A 21,776-nucleotide genomic window follows, 5' to 3' on the forward strand; every position below is an offset into this window, starting at 1 on the left:
CCTCCATTATTTCCTTCACCTGTTGGCGGTGTTGTTGGATTCTCTCCACCAGTTTCCTTATCATCATCGTTCTTCTTCGTTATATCAATTGCATATTTAGCAAATTCATTTTCAGATGGTCCAACATATGATATTTTCCCATCTTTCTTTATATACTTTTGTGCATTTGGTGAAGAATCAAATGTTGTATTTAATTTATCTGCAACAATCGGTTTAAACGTCCAATTTTTATCTGCTGCTGGATCAATAACTGGTGTTTCTTGCATATACTTCACAATGATTTGACGTGTTTCATCTTGTGATTGATATACAACTTCCCCTTTACTTACACCCGGGAACGTTTGGCTACTTCCACGATAGTTATTTGTAGCGACGATAAACTCTTGATTGTCAGCTACTGGCTTACCTTCATATGTCATGTTTATAATACGATTCGTATTTGCATTTACAACTTTTCCATCTTTATCGTATTTCGCTGGTTGTGTTACATCAATTTCATATTTTAAGCCATCTAAAATATCGAAGTTATATGTAGGATAGCCTATATTTACTAATGGTTGTTCCTCTGTTTTCTTTGGATCGATTTGGTTAAACTGACCTGCAGACATTTCAAGCCATTCTTTCACTTGTGCCCCATTTACTTTTACAGCATATAACGTATTTGGATATACATATAAATCTGCCACGTTTTTAATTGCTAACGTTCCAGCTGGAATATCCGTATAATATGTAGCACCGTTTCGGCCACCTGCTTTAAATGGTGCTCCTGCAGATAAAACTGGAATTTCTTTATATTTGCTGTACTGTCCATTTTCAGCAAATAACTTTTCTACATACCATTTTTGTGCATTTGTTACAAGTTGTACAGAAGGATCATCTTGTACTAATGAGAAATAACTATTAATTGGCGCTGTCGTTTTTCCTACAGCTGTATTCACATAATCAATTGTCGCTTGATGATCATCTTTAATCTCATTAACTAATTTTTCATCAGATTTTACTAATGGGTTCCCTTTACTATCAGCAATCGGACGAAGTTGCGGCTTTGATTGCTCTTTTTGTACTTCCCATTTTCCGTTTACCTTTTTCAATTGCATATCAATCATACCTAAGTTACTTCCAAAGACACCAGGCATTACAACTGGAACACCATTAAATACATCCTTCACTTCAGTATGTGAATGTCCCATTAATACTGCATCTACACCAGGAACTTCTGTTAAATAATACGAAGCGTTTTCCATGCCAACGTTGTATCCACTCTTATCAACACCAGAATGCGCTAGTGCAACGATAACATCTGCACCTTCTGCTTGCATTTTTGGCACCATTTTCTTCGCTGTTTCAACTATATCTTTTGCTTTCACTTTTCCTTCTAAATTCGCTTTATCCCAGTTCATAACTTGAGGTGGAACAAATCCCATTACGCCAATTTTCACTTTTTGTTTTTGACCTGATTCATCTTCTACTTCTTTTTCAAAAACATGATATGGTTTAAAGTAATTTTGATCGTTATCTTCGTTATTATCTTTATCATCTTTATAGACGTTCGAGTTAATAACCGGGAACTCTGTTTTACTAATTACTTTGTTTAAATAGTCTAAACCATAGTTAAATTCATGATTCCCAAGAGAGATGACGTCATACTTCATTAAATTCATTAAACGATATAACGGATGTGTATAACTAGGATCCACAGGCTTCTTCGGATCATTTATTTTATTCGCTACATAATCTCCAAGCGGTGTCCCTTGTAATGCATCCCCATCATCAAATAGGACAGAGTTCTTCGCTTCTTCACGTGCTTTATTAACTAGTGTTGCAGTTTGTACGAGACCTACTTTATTATCTGTTTTCGTTTGATAATAATCGTAATTCATTAAGTTAACGTGAATATCTGATGTTTCTAAAATTCGTAAGTTAACCGTACTCTCCCCATTGTTCTCATCCGCATGAGCTGTTGTTGGCAACACTTGTGGTGCTATTACACCAATAGCAAGAGTTGCTCCAGCTAGCATTTTTTTTGACTTTTTCACAAAAAATCCCCCTTATACAATTACCCAAAATAATGAAATGAATCTCTATTTGTCTCTAACCACATACCTTTTTTCTTTTAATTAGAGACAAGATTTCCATTTCATCCTGCGCTAATGAGGAGTCCCCTTAAACGCCCGATTGTTGAAACTTTAATTAGCAGGAAATAAAGCCCTACTCATTAAAATTTCACCTTATCTGACATTATCATATATAATGTACTTTCATATCGTCAATATTTTTTGACATACTTCTACAAATTTTCTGTAAAGTTATTGTAAACTTTTCATAAACATATAATATGCCCTTACATTGTTAATACTGCTGAATATGATACAATTACCAATTACAAGGAGGATGAATTTATGAAAAAAGTCATCTTAACAATTGTTTGTCTCCTCCTTCTAATCATTTCTTATTCTTATTTTGAAAAGAACGATGAGACAAAACAAAATGAACCCGAAGAAAAAACAGAAAAAACATCTACTCCAAGTTGGATCGATAAGCAAACAAACGATTCCTTTTATCATCTCGTACTAGGTGATTCACTCGCCAAAGGATATGGATCGACACAAGGGGGATTTGCTGAATTAGCTTCTAGACAAATAGAAGCACAAATTCATAAACCAATTACCGTAGAAAACCTTGGGATAAACGGTCTTACAACAGATCGTCTCGCTAAAAAAGTTCAATCAGAAGATGTAAAGCAAAAGATTAGAGCAGCAAATATCATTACGATTAATATTGGAGGAAATAATTTATTTCGCTTAAATCGTGATGTCGGTGTTATAGACGGTATTAAAATGTTAAATAAAGAAAAAGCTCATTTTGAAGCGGATATAAAAACTATTGTAAAGACAGTTCGCGATCAAAACACGGACGCTTTACTCATTCTCTCAGAGCTCTATAACCCGTTACAACTCGATGACTCCATCGCCAGTTATGCAGATATGTTTTTAGATGGGTGGAATGAATCCGTTTATTCCATTTCAAAAGCAAATCAACCATCTATCGTTTTACCAATTCGTAAATTAATATCAAATGATAAAAAAGATTTACTCTTTGACCAAGTACACCCAAATGATAATGGCTACGCGATTATTGCTAATACGTTTACAAAGCAAGTGTTATCCTACAAATATTAAAGCGATCATGAAACAATTCTATTTTTATAACATGTCTTTTTTGTTACAATGAGAGTGGAAGGGGGCCTTTATATGGAATCACGCGAGTGGGAACGTATTGTTGATCATCTTCTTTCGCTAGTGCCTCTTTTTTATCGCAAATTTATGCTCCCTGGAGAATTTTCTTCTCAAAGACATATGCCGCCATCACATACACAAGTATTGTTACTTCTGCATGAAAATGGCACATTAGCAGTTTCCGAAATCGGCAAGCGGCTAGCGATTTCAAGGCCTAACATGACACCTCTATTAAACAAACTGATTCAAGAAGAACTAATAGAGCGTCATTATAGCGAAAAAGATCGACGGGTCATTTTAATTTCCCTAACAGCTGAAGGGAAATTGTTAGTAAATCAGTATCAACAATTCATTTTAGACAAATTAAAAGAAAATTTCCAAACATTATCTGAGGAAGAACGTGAAAAACTCATTCACTCTCTTCAAACCATTCAAAATTTAATTTTGAAAACAAACGCATAAAGCTGCTTCTAAATAGAAGCAGCTTTATGATTCGTAATAATTACCGTAGTATACATTTGAATATGGCCATGTCTTTAAATATGGTTTTTGCTCTTGCGTAGATTGTTGTGGTGGTATTTGTGGTATTTGCTGAAATTGTTGCTGCTGATACACTCCAAATTGCTGCCTCATATCATTTACCGGATAATAATTTACATATGGATATACTTGCGGTACGTAATAATAATACATTCATTCTCTCCTCCTTTTTCTTAAACATATTCAAAGGAGAAAATGAATGTGACACTCTTTATATTTGCACAAGTGGTTCTCTCACTCGTTTCTTTCTGTTCTTCAAACGTAACTTACGGTTCTTTTCATATAAATAATGCACAACGAAATATGAAATTACCCCAAACACAACTCCTATTATCGTCATACCAATTAATACATACACTTCACTCTGTAATAAGCTCTTTAACATTGTGAAAATATGGCTTGAAAACAAGTCAGATATCGTAAATGGTTCATGATGTATTTTTTTTACATGAAATGGATAAATCATTTTTCCTAACGCATAAGCAACTGGAAATAAAAATACCGGTAAAAACGATATTTTCCCAATAATATTGCCAATAACCGCAGCAGGAAAAGATCCCTTTGCTAATCGAACGATCGGATAAAATATTACATATACGAGCGATGCCGTATATATGACCAGCATCTCTAAACCAAACCCAATTGCAAAACCTAACGATACTTTCTTTGCTCCTTCTGGTGATCGAATCAACTTATAATATTGAAACTTTAATATTCTCCACATCCGCTGAAAAAACGAATATGTTCTCTTAGTTGTTTTCATCCCTCATCATCTCTTTAACTATATTTTTATATGTAGTATGCCCTTACACACTCTGAAAAACAAATTTAGTTTCCTCTCTTATTATAAATGATATCAAAATGGTTAACTAAATATACATATGACATTTCAATGTAAAAAGTGCACCTCCAATTGTTATGTGTGTCTAACAATTGGGGTGCAGTTCAAATTGAGCAGCTTTTTTCTTATTTATTCTCCTAATGTTTGTCCCATTTCATTTATTTTTATATCAAGACGAAAAAAGCACTTGTTGCCTTTAACCGACAATCAAGTACTTTCAGTTCATATTGTTTTTAAATTGCTCTAGATTTTATCGTAACCTTAAAACTTGTATATCTTGACGATTAATATTCATTTTCTTTTCTGTTCACTTCAAATATATTTTGCTTTAGCCGTATTAGTATTTATGTTTTTATAGCTGTACAGTAACATACACTTAAAAAACATGATTGCATAAACTACTCCTTTAAAGCTAATATCTCTTCTCTATTATAGTCGATCATTGCTAAAAAGTACTCGTCAAAATTCTCAAATCTATCTATTTCTTCACCCGCAAACCAAATTATCTCTCCTGGTCTAGAAGAATTAGGTAAACATAAAACAAATAAATCCCTATCAAATTCCGAAACTGCTATTGGTAATAGCTCCTGTCTTAAAACACCGCTTTCTTCTAAAACAACATCATCTATAGCTTCTAATAGTACCTGAGCATAATCCATTATAGAGGATTCCTTTAATTGCTCCGTACCAAATAAATCCACCGTTTGATAAAAACCTGCCCATCCATTGGCATATTGAAGAAATTCTCGATACATTAAATCAAGTTTATATCCCAATTCTTGTTCAATAATGCGAATAGATTTTTCATTTGCTCCCACCTCCGGAAAATGGTGTGGCCATATTTTTTCTATATCTTGTTTCATTAGCTCCTGCTTCACTAAAATCATTGTAGCTATCTTATCTTTCCAATTATTCATCGTCTACTCCTCCTCTACAAACTTAAATTTTGTAGGTTTATAACCAATTGGATATTTATTAGCCTGTCCACCTATGCTCATATTAACTTTTGGGTCAAGGTCTAACCAACTATGAGGATCCGGTTTCCCCATCCAAGTTGTATCAGGAACATGACCAACATGTCCCTTGTATGCTTCTCCATTATCAGCAGCTCGCTTGCCTTCTAGTCTTGCCGCACGTGAAGCTTCTTGTCTTAATTTACCTTTAGTTGATCCCCTTCCTGTTGGTGATAAAGCACCAGCTTCACCCGTACCCTATGTTTTAATCTTAAAATAAAAAGCACTTGTTGTCTTTAATCGACAACCCAGTGCTTTAAGTTCATCTGTTTTTAAATAGTATAGATTTTCAAGTTTTGTAGTAACAGTTTGACAGCCTTTATATGTCATGACAACTACTACGTTAAAACTTACGATTTTGTACGAGTTCATTAGTTTTATATCCATTCCATTTGTTTATATTCATCATCCAGTAAAATGTCATCTCGCCTAAGCACGTACTTCGTTTTTCTATTCTATCATTGCACAAAGTACTCCATAATGGTACAACCATCATGGAGTATGTACTTTTTAATAGCTTATTCTTATTCTTATTCTTATTCTTATTCTTTCCACTCCAATAATAAATTCTTTTCTGTTAGCTTGGCCTTATATACTTATATGTCCTTTCAACTTTAAACATTAGATGCTCTTAATTACCTCATTAACAGATTCACTAAACATATCAGGGTCTTCATTTTTTATATCAATCAATAATTCTTTAATACTAACCGTAATTGATGGATCAAATCCCGAAAGTACTTTTCCATATGCTAATCTTACTTGAGGATGATTAAGAATTCTATAATGTAAAGTTTCTACCCATTCTTGGGCTGAGCTAATCATCTTTGGAAAAGCTTTAGCAATACATACAAGTCCTTCTTCTATGTTATTTTTATATAAGCTCTCTATTCCATGAATCACACCAAACATAATCTCAAATTGCTCAGTCTCATCATCCAGAACTAAACATAACTCTGTAATAACAGAGACGTCGTTATACGCTATTACTTCCATTAATGACTCATTAAAATCTCGTATCTCATTCTCCCTTTCTAATAAACGATTATCGTATAATTTTTTTAAATGACTCTTTATATCCAAAGATAATCGTCCTTTCCATGTTTTATTTATCAAATAAATGTGGATAAAGCTCTTTGTTTCTTTTTATAACTCCTCGTAAACCTTCTCTTATCTCAGCAGTATATAAACCATCTTTTATATATATTCTTCGAGCACCCAAACTATTATGAGCTAAAATTTAAATACTCCTTTGATTTTACCTTGATAGACCATATACATTTCATGATGTCTCCCACCAGTTTCTTCATTTTAAAATGTTTCTTTTATCTTAGTTCATTTATTTTCTTACATAACTTAATCCTCTCGTACTAAATGGCTTTTATTCTTACCTTCCCAGTATCTATACTCATAGAGTACCTGTTCATCAAATCGCCGGAAATAACCTTCCCATTTATTCGGAATATATTCTTCAAAAGATATTAATTCCGGATAATTAGAATAAAAAATTAAACGATCAAAATCTATCAAAAAACATGGGTTTTAATCATAATAGACTTCTTCTCTATTAGTTCTTAGTTCCCTTAAAAATTCTAACCTAATATCTTCTGTAAATCTTTCATATTTTTCTATTCTTTCTAAAAAATTAGCTATTATAGTCTCATTTAAAATACGAATGCCTTTTCTTGCTTCTGGATATTCACTAGGAGCGTACCCAGCTTGATCATAATCTAAATACCATAAATCCGGTTCAGTTACATACCAATTGAACTTATTTTTATATTCTACACCCACTATAATATTTTCTGCATATAAAGGCTTAATCATTTAATTCGTTATCCTCTCTTACTTAATAAGTTTAGAGTTTTTTAATAATATATCAACTATCGACTAATGGGGGGAGGTAATTCTTATGCAGCACCTTGAAAGACATATTTCCCAATGCATCGTTATATTTGGAATATTAATTTAAAATCATAAATTTTTATGTGACACTTTTTAGATTACTAAAAAACCTTGAAAGACATATAGCCAATCAAGGTTTCAATAGAATTTTACCCAATTCCATAGTATAGATTATCCATTCTTTTATTTTCTTAAAATATATACTTATATGCATAAAGTTTTATGCTAGTAGATATATTACTGTATTAATCACTAAAATACCTTCTTAAAAATCTACTTTTTCTCCCGAATCAGTATAAACAAAATACTTTTTATTATTTTCATTTAGTAAAGTAATATCTGTGCCAATTGGCATATTAAAAATATTCATTACCGCTGGTTCTATTTCAATAATAGTTCCCCAATCACAAACTGACATATTTGATGCATCAGCAAGATATTCATCTGTATCTATTTCTGACAAAAATCTCCATCCATTATCGATAGCATTAACTGGTTGTTCTTTAATACACCATTTCACATTCCCTTTATTTTGTAAAATATTCTTAGATACAACGCTACCACCTAATCCACTACTCTTTTTCAAACAATCATCTCCAAAACTTTTTTCATATCATCTGTTCCACGTTCTTCAATTAAATACCTTAATGAATATCCATATTTATTTTCATCATTAATATTCGGTCGTTTTCCTAAACATTTTACAATTAAATCATTTCCTTCCTTTGTTCTTTTTTTTAATAATTCTTGACATAAAGACCATATTGCAGAATTACCAAATTTTTTATCTTTTAAATTCAAATCTACCCCCATATCAACCAACCTACAAGCTACTTCAACCGCACCTGGACAATTAATATTTGCTGCTAAATAGTGCAACTCATTACATTCATCATTAGAAATTATATTAACCTTTGCACCATTATCCAATAGAAAGTTTGCTATATCAAACTTTCTACTAATTAATGATTTTTCAAGTAAACTAATACCATTTTTATCAATTGAATCTACAATCTCTTCAATACAGTTTTCCTCAACTTTTAGCTTCTCTAAAAATAATTTAAGATTCCCGAATTTTATAATAGTCCCATAATCAGCTTTATTAATATCCATTTATACTATCACCCTCTCATTCATACTTATGACTTCGGTTAGTACTTGGCAATTCCGGTCGATAGTTTTCAGGGTTTCTATACCACTTTAAGAACTCTTCTTTTGTAATAATCTCGTTCATATACAATTCATGCATATCAGAATATTTCTCTCCTGGTATATGCCCCATATCCCATTGACCACTTCTTGATTTAGATTTATCCCAAATTATTTCTACACCTGATGGATCATAAACTTTCCCATCGATAGAATCTTTCGCATTTTCCCACACTTCTTCAACCTGACCTTTTCCATAACTAGGCCTGCTTTTACTATATGGTTTTTTAGTAGCGATACTATCCTCTGTAGCTTTTACAGTATCCTTAACTCCATTGACTTTCTCCACAGGTACTTTTTTAGCTTTATTCACAGCCTCAGCAGCCTTAGCAGTCATTTTAACTCCTTTACCTACTTTAGCTATCTTTCCAAAGGGTGTAATCCCTGCTACTGCCATTCCTCCAGCAAATACTCTATCCAAAGTAGATAGTTTTTCGCCAGTAGATGGATCAATCCCATCCCAAGCACGACGAATATCATACTCACCACTTATTTCACCTACTATATCCCTAGCAAGTTTTTCACCATCAAAATCCTCTTTTTCTGATGATAGTGGTCCACACATCGCCCCTTGTTCCATTGTAACATCTTGATTATCTGTATTGCGGAATTTTTCAGCAATTCGTTTCAAATCTTCTTCTACTTTTACAAGTGAATGAATAGATGTAAAAGCTTTTGGTCTCGCATCATTGAACATTTGAATGAACTGTTGATTAGAGGCACCAATCCACTGAAAACACAATTGATCTATTTCATTACATAAATTATTATGTATAGATTCTAATGCGATTCGGGTATTGCTTGCACGATTCGCAACTTCTTCTAGCATTTCAGGTGTGACTTTAATTTGAACCATTTTTTTCCTCCCTCTCCCAATTAAAATTATGAGATAAAAAGAAAAAAATGTAAATGCAGAAATTTCAGAACACCCAAAAATCTTTATACAACATAAAGCCTGCTTAACAGCAAATGAAGCCTATGTGTATGTGAAGTAAAGGGCCTTCCTGGTAAACTAGGCACAAAAGGTTATACAAAAGATTTAATAGCTGTTTCTCTAATAGATTTCCCACCTCTATCCATATAATTAAGTACATTCAGTATATACTCAAAGTAATGTCTTTTTATTGTATTTACTTTCTCTTCTAAAAAGAATTTAACCATAAAAAACACCCCACTTGTTATTCGTATCTAACAAGTGGGGTGTACATTATTTAAGAAAGCTCTTCTACACTTTTAAATAAACTTACTAATAATGCTTTTTGCGCGTGCAATCGATTACCAGCCTGCTCAAAAACGATAGACTGTGGTCCGTCTATAATTTCTCCTGTCACTTCCTCTTCACGATGGGCAGGTAAACAGTGTAAGAAACGATATGTTTGTTTCGCATGCTTAACAAGTTCGTTATTGATTTGGTATGGTTGAAATAAAGTATATTTCTCTTCTTCACCCTCTTGCCCCATGCTCATCCAAACGTCAGCATAAATGAAATCTGCTTCACTCACCGCTAGTTCAGGGTTATGCAAAATTTCAATTTCCGCTCCTGTTGCTTCAGCAATCGCTAATGCTTTTTTTACAATTTCCTCATTCGGTTCATACCCTACAGGCGTTGCAACAGTCATATGCATGCCGACTTTCGCACTCGCTAACAACAATGAATGACATACATTATTTCCGTCACCTACGTAAGCCAATTTTATTCCTTCAAATGTATTTTTTTCTTCATATATCGTCATTAAGTCTGCTAATGCTTGACAAGGATGATGATCGTCCGTTAAACCGTTAATTACAGGTATGCTCGATTCTTTTGCAAGCTCTTCTACATCGGCATGTGAGAATGTACGTATCATGATCCCGTCAATATAATGAGATAATACTTTCGCAGTATCTGAAACGCTCTCCCCTCTTCCAATTTGCATCTCTTTCCCACTTAAAAACATGCCATGTCCTCCGAGCTGTACCATTCCTGCTTCAAAAGATACGCGAGTACGAGTTGAATGTTTATCAAAGATAAGCCCTAATATTTTGCCCTGTAATAAAGGCTCCTGCTTATTCTTTTTTAAATAGATAGCGAACTCAATTAATGAAATGATTTCTTCTTGCGTCAATTCTTCTAAAGTTAAAAGGTCTTTCGTATTTAATTTCGGTACTTGTACAGTTGACATGAAACTTCCCCCTTATATGATTGATACGTTTTTTGTACAAACCACTTTTTTTATCATATATACTGCCTGTTCTAACTCTTCATTCGTCACAATAAGTGGTGGTAATAGTCTTATAACAGTAGGTCCTGCTTGTAATACAAGAAGCCCTTCTTTCTCTAGTTGTTCTATAAAACTTGAAACCCCATGCGTACACTGAATTCCAATCATAAGCCCCTTACCACGTATATTTTGAATACATTCGACATGTCGTAATTCCTCTTGCAACTTCTGTAATACGTACTCGCCCTTTTCCTTTACTTCTTTTAAAAACGATGGTTTCTTAGTTATTTGCAATACTTCTTTCGCCGCAGCCATTGCAATATAATTCCCACCAAATGTTGAACCGTGTGATCCTGCAGTAAACGATGTTCCAAGTTCCTTCCGGCCAATCATCGCTCCAACGGGAATGCCATTTCCAAGCGCCTTAGCGGTAGTAACGATATGAGGAGATATTCCCATTTGTTCGTAAGCAAATAATGTCCCTGTTCTTCCAATCCCTGTTTGTACTTCGTCTATAATAAATAAGGAACCGAACTTATTACATAATGTTTCAATCTCTTTCAAAAAAGATAAATCAGCAGGAATGACTCCTCCCTCTCCTTGAACAACTTCTACCATTACCGCCGCTACTTCTTCATTCATTACTTCCTCTAACGCCTTTATATCGTTAAACGGGGTATGTAAAAAAGACGGAAGGAGCGGACCAAATCCTTCTTTCACTTTATTTTGCCCCGTCGCACTCATCGTTCCGAATGTTCTACCGTGAAAAGACTGCTGACATGTTATGATGAGAGATTTTCCAGTATGCTTACGAGCTAGCTTCAAAGCAGCTTCATTCGCCTCTGCCCCGCTATTACAGAAAAAAACAGAATCTAACGCTGTATTTTCTGTTAATAATGACGCTACTTCTTCTTGTAAGCTGTTTATAAACAGGTTAGATATATGCCATATATCATGAAGTTGCTCTTGGACAGCTTTCATAACCGTAGGATGACAATGTCCTAAATTACATACGCCAATTCCTGATGTGAAATCTAAATATTGCTTACCATTTTCATCAATAACTTCCGTTCCACTTCCCTTTACAAGCTCAATATTTCTTCTCCCATACGTTTGAAAAAGATGACTTATCATACGATACTTACTCCTTTCGTTACCGTCGTTCCGATACACTCGCCCGTAACTTTAGTAAAATCTTTTGTACCGTTCACAATACTTATCTTTTGCACTCCCATTTTTAATGACGTTAGTGCCGCCTGTACTTTCGGGATCATCCCGCCTGTAATAACTCCTGTTTCTATTAAAGTAATAATTTCCGATTCATCCGTTTTCTTTACTAATTTCCCTTCATGTAATATCCCATCTACATCTGTAATAAAAATGAGTTCTTTTGCGGATAATGCGGCCGCAATTCCAGCTGCAACTGTATCCGCATTTATGTTATAAATCTCATTATCATGTATCCCGACCGGAGCAATAACAGGAATATAATTCAACTTTATCAATCCTTTTAGTAAGGCTGTTTCGACATAACTTACTTCTCCCACATATCCTATCTCTTCGCTGACAGGTTGAACTTGAAGTAAATTGCCGTCACACCCTGAACAACCTACCGCAAGTAAATTATGCCTTTGCAACTTCATTACAAATTTTTTATTCGTACTTCCGCATAGCACCATTTGAACAATATCCATAACTTCTTTTGGTGTTACTCGTAACCCATCTCTTTTTTCTATTTTGATGTTACAATCTTTTAATTGCGCATCAATTTCTGGGCCGCCACCATGGACAATCACTACTTTATACTTCTGTTGCAATTTCTTTATACAATCAAAAAACACATCATTTAATTGATCCAACATACTACCGCCGCATTTCACTACAATATAATCGCTCATCTTCCCTCTCCTTATGTACGATAACAAGCGTTTATTTTCACATATTCATAGCTTAAGTCACAGCCCCAAGCTGATCCGTACTCTTCTCCTAAATGTAAATACACATCAATCATAATTTCATGTTCTTTTAATTTCTTTTTCATTTCCTCTTCAGAAAACATTTGAGGTTCACTATTTTTTAACACAGCGATAGATTGAAGAGTAATATCAATTGTATTTGGATGAATCGCTACTCCACTTTGTCCCATACTGCTAATAATTCGGCCCCAATTTGGGTCTTCACCATGTATTGCTGTTTTCACAAGACTCGAACCGACTATTTGCTTTGCAATTTTCTTTGCCTCTTCATTCGTTCGGGCTCCTAGCACATTTACTTCTATTAACTTCGTAGCGCCCTCGCCATCTTGTGCGATTTTTTTCGCTAAATCTTCACATACCTTCTGTAAAGCAAATACGAAAGTTTCCCAATCTGCATGTTCCGTATTGATTGGTTTCGTTTCTGATAATCCACTTGCCATAACGATGACCATATCATTCGTAGAAGTATCTCCATCCACCGTAATTTGATTAAATGTATGATTCGTTATTTGTGATAATGCTGTTTGCAATACGTCATGCTCTATATGAGCATCTGTCGTAATAAAACTTAGCATCGTTGCCATATTTGGATGAATCATCCCTGAACCTTTCGCAACACCAGCAATCGTCACTTTTTTCCCATCAATAATCATCTCATAGCACGTTTCTTTCGTTATAAGATCCGTCGTTAAAATCGCTTCAGAAAAAGAATGAGCTTCACTTACTTCCTTCGTCGGGATAAGAGTTACAACTCCCTTTCGAATGATATCCATCGGCAGCTGAACACCAATTACACCTGTTGAAGCTACTGCAACGTAATGTTCTTTTACTCCAAAATGTGCTGCCCCTAATGCACGCATCTCGTAAGCATCTTGTAAGCCTTTCATTCCTGTACAAGCATTTGCATTTCCGCTATTGACGATAATAGCTTGTAATTTCCCTTCAGCCGCTACACTTTCTTTCGTTACTTGCAACGGGGCTGCTTGTATTTGATTCGTTGTATAAACGGCGGCACATGATGCTGGTACTTCACAAATGATTACACCTAAATCCTTTTTTTCTTTTTTCAAACCATTTGCAGTACCGATTGCTGAAAATCCTTTTGGCGTTACAATGGAACCATGTTCTAATTTTGTAATAGACTCTACTTTAATCATCATGTCCCCCTTATAGATAAAGCGGCATATGCTGTAAGCCTGTTGTTTCTTCTAGTCCCGCTACTATATTTGCATTTTGAACCGCTTGCCCAGCCGCACCTTTCATCATATTGTCTATAACTGAAACGACTGTCACTCTTCCTGTTCTTTCATCGTAAGCTATACCAATATCACAATAATTTGAGCCCCTCACTTCTTTCGGACTTGGAAACTCTCCTTGTATGCGAATTCGAATGAAAGGCGATTGTTCATACGTTCCTTCATATAACTTTTGAAGCTGTTCTCTTTCCATTTCTCGTTTTACTTTCGCATAAAGTGTAATCATAATTCCTCGTGATATCGGTATTAAATGTGTACTAAATGTGATTGGCTTCGTTTCCCTATTCCACTCTGCAAGCATTTGTTCAATCTCAGGAACGTGTTGATGCTCATTTACTTTATAAATACGTAAATTATCGTATAACTCAGGAAAGTGAGTCATCGTTGTTGGCGTTTTACCTGCTCCAGATACTCCTGATTTCGCATCAATAATAATGGAATCTTCTTCAATTATGCCGCTACTTACTAACGGCAATATCGCTAATAATGCAGCTGTAGCAAAGCATCCTGGGTTTGCAATTAAATTTGCATTTTGAATCTCGGACCTTTTCCATTCACTTAACCCATATACAGCTTTACTAAGAACTGCTTCTTTTGCAGCTGTCCTTTTATACCACTGTTCATATATGAAAGGATCTTTCATACGAAAGTCTCCAGATAGGTCAATTACTTTTAAACCTACTGCTAATAATTTGGGAGTTAGCTCTGCTGATACTCCTGCTGGGGTTGCCAAAAATACAATTTCTGCTTCTTTCACTATTTCTTCCGCATCAATTTCTTGTAACGTATGAACAAGAACATTTTGAAAATGCGGATATACATTTGTTATACACTCGCCAACTTGCGAAAAAGAATGAAGAGATGCTATCGAAAAATATGGATGTTGCTCTAATAACCGAATTAACTCAATACCTCCATACCCAGTTGCTCCAATAATCGCGACTTTCATATGCTCCTCCTCATATCAATTCTTTAAATTAAGTATGATTATAATATTGTATATTTATAGAGTCAATTAAATATTTATAAATTTTAAAAACTTTAAAAACTTAATTTTACTAGAAAAACAATATACACAACCGAATTTTTATACATAAATATTGTATAGTAGTTTTTTCATTTCACTTCAAGTACAATAAAACAATACATACGTACATACAGGCGGGGAAAAACATGAATGAGAAATTCATTGAGAAGATGATTATAAAAAGTTTTCAACAATATCAATGTAATCCTATGTCAAATGAGGATCAGGAAATGCTAATTAAACATATTCAAACGATAATTCATTCAAATACTAAAGTTGATGTATACGAGGCAGTTGAGGATATCGTTTACGATTATGTGACTGGAAAATAAAAAAATAGGAGATTTCCATATGGAAATCTCCTATTTTTTACTTAATGATTTGCCTGCAACACGCTCAAATAAACCTGGGAATAGAGCATAAAGTTTTGGACCCATGCCCATCCACTTCGGTAAGTTTACTTCACGCTTTTTTGTTTGCATCGATTTTACGATTTGCTCTGCAACATATGTTGGTTTTAACATATATCGTCCCATATTTTTCACATATGTACCGGATTGATCAGCTATTTCAAAAAAGTTCGTATCTATCGGACCTGGATTAATCGCTGTTACGAAAAGATTTGTACTAGATAACTCCATGCGTAAACTATTCGTAAATCCTAATACTGCATGTTTCGTGGCAGCATACGCACTCGATTTCGGAGTTGCAATTTTCCCAGCAAGTGAAGCAATATTAATAATATGCCCTTTGTTTCTTTTCACCATATAAGGTAGTACCGCTTTCGTACAAGCTACTAATCCAAATACATTTACTTGGAACATATCTTTCACTTCATCCATTGACGCCTCTTCAAACGTTTTAAAAATACCAAATCCCGCATTGTTTACTAATATATCAATACGTCCTACTTCTTGTAATACCTTTGAAAAAACAGATTGTACTTCCGTCTCTTCACTTACATCTAATACATAGTAATAGCAAGGCGTATTATAAGTTTCTTTAATTTTCTCTGCTAACGCTTTTAATTTTTCTTCTGTTCTAGCCATTAATACTGGAGTCGCCCCCAGCTCTGCAACTTGCATTGCAACTTGCTCTCCAATTCCACTAGAAGCACCTGTAATGACGATTACTTTATTTTGTAAACGTCCCGTCATTGCTGTCACCTACTTTGCATAATAAATCAATTGTTGTGAAGATTCATCAATCATCACTTGTTGATTATATGCTAAAAAGTCTAATTGTCCAACAGTTTCTGAAATAGTAAGTGGCAATTGTTCCTTATATAGTACCGGAAATAGTTTTACACATACTTCAAATGCTGTCATTGGTTTTTCCTTTAATAACTCAAGCACTTTAAATGCACGTGTTTCTTGCTTTTGTAATCTCGTTTCAATAAGTTGTTTCACATTTAGAACATCTTCTCCATGTCCTGATAAAATGCGTGAAATATTCATTTCACTTAAACGCTTTAACGTTTGATTATATTGTAATAACGGGCGTGCCCTTTCTGTTTGTCCTTCATATGGTGGTTCTAATATGGGATTCGAAGAAATATGACTAATGAGAGCATCCCCGCCAATTAATATTCCATCAGATTCTCTATATAATGAAATATGAGTGGAAGCATGACCTGGTGTTTCAATAACTGTAAACCCAGGTAAAGAATCAATACGATCTCCCTCTCTCACAGTATGCGTTAACGATCTATTACAAGAATACTTCAGTGTCTTTGTCGTCAATAACGCCTCGTCTTTCAAAAATGCTGCTGGAACACCAAATTGCAAAGCTGTCTCTCTAAAAAACTCATGATAGCGCTTTAGAAATTCTGGATTTTGTGTGATCCAAGGCTCATTCCAAGGGTGTCCAATAATGTTCGTCTTCTCAGAAAATATATTTAAAAGCCCACAATGATCTGCATGATGGTGCGTAATGACTACTGTTTCAATATCTTCTATTGTATATCCTAATGCACCTAATTGACTTTCTAACGCACTTCTTGCCCCTTCTGTCTTCGTCCCTGTATCAATTAATGTTAATGTCTCCCCCTCAACTAAAAACACATTCACAGTTTCAACTGCAAATGGTACAGGAATCTCCATTCGGTGAATCGCCGTCATGCTTAGCCCCCCTGTCTCTTTCCGGTTCAAAAATGAATACTTCTTCAGTTTACAACTTCTATATATATTTGTCATTATTTTCAGATAAAAAGAGGTGTTTCCTATAAAAAAACGAATGTATGTACATTTATAAGAATTTCTAACCAAATTTAAAGGAGGAACATCATGTCTATTCAAAACATTTCCTTTCTCGGTGCAGGCTCTATTGCTGAAGCTATTATTGGTGGCTTGTTACATGCAAATGTTGTGAAAGGCGAACAAATTACTGTAAGTAATCGTTCTAACGAGACAAGGTTGCAGGAGCTACATAAAAAATATGGCGTCAAAGGTACGCATAATAAAAAAGAGCTACTTACTGATACAACTATTCTTTTTCTTGCAATGAAGCCGAAGGATGTTGCAGAAGCGCTTACTCCTTTTAAAGAAGATATACATAATAACCTGCTTATTATTTCGTTATTAGCAGGTGTTTCTACTCACTCAATTAGAAACCTACTTCAAAAAGATGTTCCGATTATTCGTGCGATGCCAAATACATCTGCAGCTATTTTAAAATCAGCTACTGCTATCTCACCTTCAAAACATGCAACAGCGGAACATATTCAGACTGCCATAGCTTTATTTGAAACGATTGGTCTTGTCTCTGTTGTAGAGGAAGAAGATATGCATGCTGTCACTGCATTATCTGGAAGTGGACCTGCTTATATTTATTACGTAGTGGAAGCGATGGAAGAAGCTGCAAAAACAATTGGTTTAAAAGAAGATGTTGCAAAGTCACTTATTCTTCAGACGATGATTGGTGCTGCTGAAATGCTAAAAGCAAGTGAAAAACACCCTTCTGTTTTGCGAAAGGAAATCACTTCTCCTGGCGGAACGACCGAAGCAGGCATTGAAGTATTACAAGAACATAAATTTCAACAAGCACTTATTTCTTGTATTACACAGGCTACACAACGATCACATAATCTTGGGAAAACATTAGAACAACTAACAAAAGAAAAATAAAAAATGGAGCTCAATCTTATTTGAGCTCCATTTTTTTTATAAACATATATTGTTTAGTTATTAGTCTTCCCAAAAATCTCTTCTTGCAGACGGCGACCAGTTGGTGTTGCTGCAAGTCCACCTTCAGCTGTTTCACGAAGTGCTACTGGCATCGTTTGTCCGATTCTAAACATTGCCTCAATTACTTCATCACATGGGATTGTACTCGTTACACCAGCTAATGCTAAATCAGCTGAAATCATCGCATTCGCAGCTCCTGCTGCATTACGTTTTACACAAGGTACTTCTACAAGCCCTGCAACAGGATCACATACTAAACCAAGCATATTCTTTAATGAAATTGCCATCGCTGTAGCTGCTTGGTCTTGTGTTCCACCAGCCATCTCAACTGCTGCTGCTGCTGCCATTCCACTTGCTGAACCTACTTCAGCTTGGCAACCTCCTGCCGCGCCGGAAATACAAGCATTATTCGCAACAACCATACCGAAAGCTCCTGCTGTAAATAAAAATTCAATCATCTCTTCGCGCGTCGGTTGTAATTTTTCTTGCAGTGCAAACAGTACACCTGGCACTGTTCCAGCAGACCCTGCTGTTGGTGTTGCACAAATAATTCCCATCGCTGCGTTTACTTCATTTGTTGCAACAGCTTTACTCACCGCGTCCAAAATCGTATCTCCAGATAAGCCTTTTCCGCTATTCATATACGTCTGAACTTTTACAGCATCTCCGCCAGTTAAACCAGTTGGTGATTTCACTCCGCGAATACCACGTTCTACTGCTTGCTCCATTACGACTAAGTTCTTTTCCATACCAGCAATTACTTCTTCACGTGAAATACTTCTTGTTTCCATTTCACATTGAATCATAATTTCTGCGATTTTTACATTTTGTTCTTTAGCTTGCGCCACTAGTTCCGCTGCGTTCCGAAACATGGTGTGTCCCCCCTGCAATTATTCCATAATAGTTACTTGACAAATATTTTGTTGTGCGTTTATTTCTTCAATCACTTCATTTGCTAATAATTCATCTGTTTCGATGACCATAAGCGCTCTTCTTCCTTTTTCTTTACGAGAAACACTCATTGTACTAATGTTAATTTCATGTTTCGCAAGGATTGAAGCTACTGCTGCAATAGCACCGAAGCGATCGTTATTTACAATAAGTAGTGCTGGACTCGTGCCTGTTAATTGAAGATCAAATCCGTTTAATTCTACAACTTCAATTTTACCGCCACCAATTGAGCAAGCAACAACTTCAATTTCTTCTTCACCTTTATACAAACGAATTCTCGCTGTATTTGGGTGAGGTGCATTTGCATCTTCTTCAATGAATTCTACTTCGATTTTGCGCTCTTTTGCTATGTCTAGCGCCTCTGGAATACGTAAGTCATCTGTTTCAAACCCTAATATTCCACCGATCAGTGCTACATCTGTACCATGCCCACGATACGTTTTTGCAAATGATCCATATAATGAAATGCTTACTCTTTCTGGTTCATGACGAAACAGCTGGCGAGCAACTTGTCCCATTCTTGCTGCGCCTGCTGTATGTGAACTTGATGGACCAATCATAACTGGACCAATAATATCAAATACTGAGCGATACTTCATCATAACTCCCCCTAAACCTCTATGAAAAAATTTTTTCCTATTCTATTAAGCTACCAAATCGGTTGCTTTTCCAGTTGTACTACGAATTTGTTCCGCTATACGAATTGGATCATTTTTGAATAACAGTGAAACAATATATCCTGAAATAATACTAGTTACCATAATAAATAAGAAACTTAGCATTGCCTTCATTTAAAAATAATATAAGCTAATCCACAATAAGGTCTGGTAGCAATCCAAAGTTTAACACAGAACCACTTACAAGGATAGCATAAACAAGTGAAACTCCCATTGCTTTCATACCTTTTAGTGCTTAAAAGCTAAAAGGTGAAAAAGACTTAGTACAAATAATAGTAATATCCTTCTTATTTATAATTCCCATGTTGCCCTCTCACGATTTAGTCAACTCCACTTGTTACGACAAATAGCTAAAACGCATGTGGCTTACAATAAATTATAATCTGCCTTCATTATAGCTTGTTTTTAATAAAACGCTTACTTTTAATGAATTTTAAAAGTTCTGAATAACAATCCATTTTCGCTATTTGTATCACTCGTATGTCGTCTGACTTATATAACAGTTTTTCTAAACAATCGGTACTATGCATTTTTATCCTATATCTTCACATCATAAAAATTTTCTGTTTCATCCAATATAAGTATAAAATGATAACAGATTTATTTTAAATTTTTTTAGAAATAAAAAAATGGCAACCTTTTCGTCACCATTTTTTCACACCATTATTACCTATCTACTGGAAATGATTTCAAATCCGTAGCTATTTCTGTATTAGAAAATAGCTCTCTTGCCTCTTTCCATAATTCCTTATATGTATCTCCTTGATAACGAGAACTAATATGAGTCAATATTAATCGTTTTGCATTTGCCTGAAGTGCAATACTCGCAGCTTGCTTAGATGTAGAATGAAAATAATCATACGCTTGTAGTTCATCTTCTGCCGCAAAAGTTGCCTCATGAACAAGTACGTCAGCGTCTTGTGCCAGCTCTCTACTCGCTTCACAATACCTTGTATCACCTAAAATGGTAATAATTCTTCCCTTTTGAGGTGGACCAATAAAGTCTTTTCCATTTAGTATCGTACCATCTTCTAATTCAACTACTTCTCCATCTTTTAAACGTTTAAAGAGCGGGCCAGGTTTCACACCCATCTCCAGCAATTTATCGACTAAAAGGGCGCCTTGTATATCTTTCTCTACGATACGATACCCAAAACATTCAATGCCATGTGACAATCTTTTCGTTTCCACGTGAAATTCATTATCTTCAAATACAGTACCTTCTTCTGTTATCTCAACAATTTCAAGTGGATATTTTACATGTGTCGTACTTACTGATAATGCCACTTCAATAAATTGTTTAATTCCTTTTGGTCCATACACTGTTAAAGGTGTAGTCCCTCCTTGAAATGAACGGCTTCCTAATAAACCAGGCAAGCCAAAAATATGATCACCATGTAAATGCGTAATAAATATTTTTTCAATGCGGCGTGGGCGTACTGATGTATGTAATATTTGATGTTGCGTCGCCTCGCCACAATCAAATAACCAAGTCTGTCCTCGTTCTTCTAACAATTGCAAGGCAATTGCCGAAACGTTCCTTCCTTTCGAAGGAACACCTGCACCAGTTCCTAAAAATACAAATTCCACTTTCTTTCCTCCAGCTCTTTATATAATCTACCTTTCATCTTACGGAATGTTATTTCAAATGGCAAATCGAATTTACATAACCAATCATCTAGACAACTATATAACACGAACATTATACTCAAAAAACTTAGTATTCGTTCGTGTTTTGTGTTAAAATGATTATACTACA

23 protein-coding genes and 1 pseudogene are annotated in these 21,776 nt (G+C 35.0%); 4 read left to right on the forward strand and 20 right to left on the reverse strand.

What is annotated here, in order from left to right; all coding sequences use genetic code 11:
* On the reverse strand, positions 1–2,036 hold a 2,036-nt coding region (gene cpdB / locus MR113_RS14860; RefSeq protein ID WP_242255168.1), incomplete at its 3' end, for a bifunctional 2',3'-cyclic-nucleotide 2'-phosphodiesterase/3'-nucleotidase.
* A gap of 363 nt (positions 2,037–2,399) precedes the next feature.
* Between cpdB and MR113_RS14865 the strand changes: the two genes are divergently transcribed.
* On the forward strand, positions 2,400–3,179 hold the full coding sequence (locus tag MR113_RS14865; RefSeq protein ID WP_242255170.1) for a GDSL-type esterase/lipase family protein: 780 nt from the start codon (positions 2,400–2,402) through the stop codon (positions 3,177–3,179).
* 72 nt (positions 3,180–3,251) lie between these two features.
* Entirely contained in the window at positions 3,252–3,698 is a 447-nt protein-coding gene (locus tag MR113_RS14870) for a MarR family winged helix-turn-helix transcriptional regulator (RefSeq protein WP_000445817.1), read from the forward strand.
* Between the two features lie 24 nt (positions 3,699–3,722).
* Here the strand turns inward: MR113_RS14870 and MR113_RS14875 are convergent, their stop codons facing one another.
* The 14 genes and pseudogenes from MR113_RS14875 to argC all read right to left on the reverse strand — a co-directional run bounded on the left by MR113_RS14875 (position 3,723) and on the right by argC (position 15,126).
* The gene (locus tag MR113_RS14875) at positions 3,723–3,929 is read right to left on the reverse strand and encodes a hypothetical protein (protein WP_242255172.1); all 207 of its coding nucleotides are present in this window, start codon (positions 3,927–3,929) and stop codon (positions 3,723–3,725) included.
* Between the two features lie 58 nt (positions 3,930–3,987).
* Positions 3,988–4,539 carry a DUF2062 domain-containing protein gene (locus MR113_RS14880; protein WP_242255174.1) on the reverse strand — a complete coding sequence of 184 codons (552 nt, stop codon included), beginning with the start codon at positions 4,537–4,539 and terminating at the stop codon, positions 3,988–3,990.
* 476 nt (positions 4,540–5,015) lie between these two features.
* Positions 5,016–5,534, reverse strand: coding sequence for an SMI1/KNR4 family protein (locus tag MR113_RS14885; protein ID WP_242255177.1), 519 nt, complete (start codon positions 5,532–5,534; stop codon positions 5,016–5,018).
* Positions 5,535–5,828: 294 nt separating this feature from the next.
* Positions 5,829–6,011 carry a hypothetical protein gene (locus tag MR113_RS28490; protein WP_234879556.1) on the reverse strand — a complete coding sequence of 61 codons (183 nt, stop codon included), beginning with the start codon at positions 6,009–6,011 and terminating at the stop codon, positions 5,829–5,831.
* Positions 6,012–6,251: 240 nt separating this feature from the next.
* Entirely contained in the window at positions 6,252–6,713 is a 462-nt protein-coding gene (locus tag MR113_RS14890; protein ID WP_242255179.1) for an Imm30 family immunity protein, read from the reverse strand.
* A gap of 273 nt (positions 6,714–6,986) precedes the next feature.
* A pseudogene (locus MR113_RS14895) lies at positions 6,987–7,457 on the reverse strand (hypothetical protein).
* A gap of 343 nt (positions 7,458–7,800) precedes the next feature.
* On the reverse strand, positions 7,801–8,121 hold the full coding sequence (locus MR113_RS14900) for an immunity protein Imm33 domain-containing protein (RefSeq protein ID WP_000749724.1): 321 nt from the start codon (positions 8,119–8,121) through the stop codon (positions 7,801–7,803).
* Positions 8,118–8,648 (reverse strand): ankyrin repeat domain-containing protein, encoded by a 531-nt coding sequence (locus MR113_RS14905; protein ID WP_242255180.1) that lies wholly within the window; start codon positions 8,646–8,648, stop codon positions 8,118–8,120. The genes MR113_RS14900 and MR113_RS14905 overlap by 4 nt, the downstream gene beginning before the upstream one ends.
* 16 nt (positions 8,649–8,664) lie before the next feature.
* Entirely contained in the window at positions 8,665–9,600 is a 936-nt protein-coding gene (locus tag MR113_RS14910) for a WXG100 family type VII secretion target (protein WP_242255182.1), read from the reverse strand.
* Positions 9,601–9,955: 355 nt separating this feature from the next.
* Positions 9,956–10,906 carry an ornithine carbamoyltransferase gene (gene argF / locus MR113_RS14915; RefSeq protein WP_242255184.1) on the reverse strand — a complete coding sequence of 317 codons (951 nt, stop codon included), beginning with the start codon at positions 10,904–10,906 and terminating at the stop codon, positions 9,956–9,958.
* Positions 10,907–10,918: 12 nt separating this feature from the next.
* Entirely contained in the window at positions 10,919–12,079 is a 1,161-nt protein-coding gene (locus tag MR113_RS14920) for an acetylornithine transaminase (protein ID WP_242255186.1), read from the reverse strand.
* On the reverse strand, positions 12,076–12,843 hold the full coding sequence (gene argB / locus MR113_RS14925; protein ID WP_242255188.1) for an acetylglutamate kinase: 768 nt from the start codon (positions 12,841–12,843) through the stop codon (positions 12,076–12,078). The genes MR113_RS14920 and argB overlap by 4 nt, the downstream gene beginning before the upstream one ends.
* 11 nt (positions 12,844–12,854) lie before the next feature.
* Positions 12,855–14,078 carry a bifunctional glutamate N-acetyltransferase/amino-acid acetyltransferase ArgJ gene (gene argJ, locus MR113_RS14930; protein WP_242255190.1) on the reverse strand — a complete coding sequence of 408 codons (1,224 nt, stop codon included), beginning with the start codon at positions 14,076–14,078 and terminating at the stop codon, positions 12,855–12,857.
* Positions 14,079–14,088: 10 nt separating this feature from the next.
* Positions 14,089–15,126 carry an N-acetyl-gamma-glutamyl-phosphate reductase gene (gene argC, locus MR113_RS14935; RefSeq protein ID WP_242255192.1) on the reverse strand — a complete coding sequence of 346 codons (1,038 nt, stop codon included), beginning with the start codon at positions 15,124–15,126 and terminating at the stop codon, positions 14,089–14,091.
* Between the two features lie 224 nt (positions 15,127–15,350).
* On the opposite strand from argC, the gene MR113_RS14940 reads away from it, so the two are divergent.
* Positions 15,351–15,536, forward strand: a complete 186-nt coding sequence (locus MR113_RS14940) for a YqzH family protein (RefSeq protein WP_242255194.1) — start codon at positions 15,351–15,353, stop codon at positions 15,534–15,536.
* A 30-nt stretch (positions 15,537–15,566) separates the two neighbouring features.
* Here MR113_RS14940 and MR113_RS14945 read toward each other — a convergent pair whose 3' ends face one another.
* A complete protein-coding gene (locus MR113_RS14945) occupies positions 15,567–16,361 on the reverse strand; it encodes an SDR family oxidoreductase (RefSeq protein ID WP_242255196.1) in 795 nt (264 codons plus the stop codon).
* Positions 16,362–16,370: 9 nt separating this feature from the next.
* Entirely contained in the window at positions 16,371–17,324 is a 954-nt protein-coding gene (locus tag MR113_RS14950; protein ID WP_000125106.1) for an MBL fold metallo-hydrolase, read from the reverse strand.
* Positions 17,325–17,489: 165 nt separating this feature from the next.
* On the opposite strand from MR113_RS14950, the gene proI reads away from it, so the two are divergent.
* Complete coding sequence (gene proI / locus MR113_RS14955; RefSeq protein WP_000027261.1) at positions 17,490–18,329, forward strand: pyrroline-5-carboxylate reductase ProI; 840 nt, start codon at positions 17,490–17,492, stop codon at positions 18,327–18,329.
* Between the two features lie 53 nt (positions 18,330–18,382).
* Here proI and sdaAA read toward each other — a convergent pair whose 3' ends face one another.
* The 3 genes from sdaAA to rnz form a co-directional block, all read right to left on the reverse strand.
* A complete protein-coding gene (gene sdaAA, locus MR113_RS14960; protein ID WP_242255199.1) occupies positions 18,383–19,261 on the reverse strand; it encodes an L-serine ammonia-lyase, iron-sulfur-dependent, subunit alpha in 879 nt (292 codons plus the stop codon).
* Between the two features lie 18 nt (positions 19,262–19,279).
* Positions 19,280–19,939: an L-serine ammonia-lyase, iron-sulfur-dependent subunit beta gene (gene sdaAB, locus MR113_RS14965; protein WP_242255200.1), complete on the reverse strand. Its 660-nt coding sequence runs from the start codon at positions 19,937–19,939 to the stop codon at positions 19,280–19,282.
* 744 nt (positions 19,940–20,683) lie between these two features.
* The gene (rnz, locus tag MR113_RS14970) at positions 20,684–21,607 is read right to left on the reverse strand and encodes a ribonuclease Z (protein WP_242255202.1); all 924 of its coding nucleotides are present in this window, start codon (positions 21,605–21,607) and stop codon (positions 20,684–20,686) included.
* Positions 21,608–21,776: the final 169 nt, after the last annotated feature.

Origin of the sequence: Bacillus cereus group sp. BfR-BA-01379 (assembly GCF_022663605.1) — a bacterium.
GTDB classification, from domain to species: Bacteria; Bacillota; Bacilli; order Bacillales; family Bacillaceae_G; genus Bacillus_A; species Bacillus_A mobilis.

Bases quoted from the DNA above. Each gene is read 5' to 3' on its own strand.
- MR113_RS14865 (WP_242255170.1), top strand. From the start codon at position 2,400: ATGAAAAAAGTCATCTTAACAATTGTTTGTCTCCTCCTTCTAATCATT.
- MR113_RS14870 (WP_000445817.1), top strand. From the start codon at position 3,252: ATGGAATCACGCGAGTGGGAACGTATTGTTGATCATCTTCTTTCGCTA.
- MR113_RS14875 (WP_242255172.1), bottom strand. From the start codon at position 3,929: ATGTATTATTATTACGTACCGCAAGTATATCCATATGTAAATTATTAT.
- MR113_RS14880 (WP_242255174.1), bottom strand. From the start codon at position 4,539: ATGAAAACAACTAAGAGAACATATTCGTTTTTTCAGCGGATGTGGAGA.
- MR113_RS14885 (WP_242255177.1), bottom strand. From the start codon at position 5,534: ATGAATAATTGGAAAGATAAGATAGCTACAATGATTTTAGTGAAGCAG.
- MR113_RS14905 (WP_242255180.1), bottom strand. From the start codon at position 8,648: ATGGATATTAATAAAGCTGATTATGGGACTATTATAAAATTCGGGAAT.
- MR113_RS14910 (WP_242255182.1), bottom strand. From the start codon at position 9,600: ATGGTTCAAATTAAAGTCACACCTGAAATGCTAGAAGAAGTTGCGAAT.
- argF (WP_242255184.1), bottom strand. From the start codon at position 10,906: ATGTCAACTGTACAAGTACCGAAATTAAATACGAAAGACCTTTTAACT.
- MR113_RS14920 (WP_242255186.1), bottom strand. From the start codon at position 12,079: ATGATAAGTCATCTTTTTCAAACGTATGGGAGAAGAAATATTGAGCTT.
- argB (WP_242255188.1), bottom strand. From the start codon at position 12,843: ATGAGCGATTATATTGTAGTGAAATGCGGCGGTAGTATGTTGGATCAA.
- argJ (WP_242255190.1), bottom strand. From the start codon at position 14,078: ATGATTAAAGTAGAGTCTATTACAAAATTAGAACATGGTTCCATTGTA.
- argC (WP_242255192.1), bottom strand. From the start codon at position 15,126: ATGAAAGTCGCGATTATTGGAGCAACTGGGTATGGAGGTATTGAGTTA.
- MR113_RS14940 (WP_242255194.1), top strand. From the start codon at position 15,351: ATGAATGAGAAATTCATTGAGAAGATGATTATAAAAAGTTTTCAACAA.
- MR113_RS14945 (WP_242255196.1), bottom strand. From the start codon at position 16,361: ATGACGGGACGTTTACAAAATAAAGTAATCGTCATTACAGGTGCTTCT.
- MR113_RS14950 (WP_000125106.1), bottom strand. From the start codon at position 17,324: ATGACGGCGATTCACCGAATGGAGATTCCTGTACCATTTGCAGTTGAA.
- proI (WP_000027261.1), top strand. From the start codon at position 17,490: ATGTCTATTCAAAACATTTCCTTTCTCGGTGCAGGCTCTATTGCTGAA.
- sdaAA (WP_242255199.1), bottom strand. From the start codon at position 19,261: ATGTTTCGGAACGCAGCGGAACTAGTGGCGCAAGCTAAAGAACAAAAT.
- sdaAB (WP_242255200.1), bottom strand. From the start codon at position 19,939: ATGAAGTATCGCTCAGTATTTGATATTATTGGTCCAGTTATGATTGGT.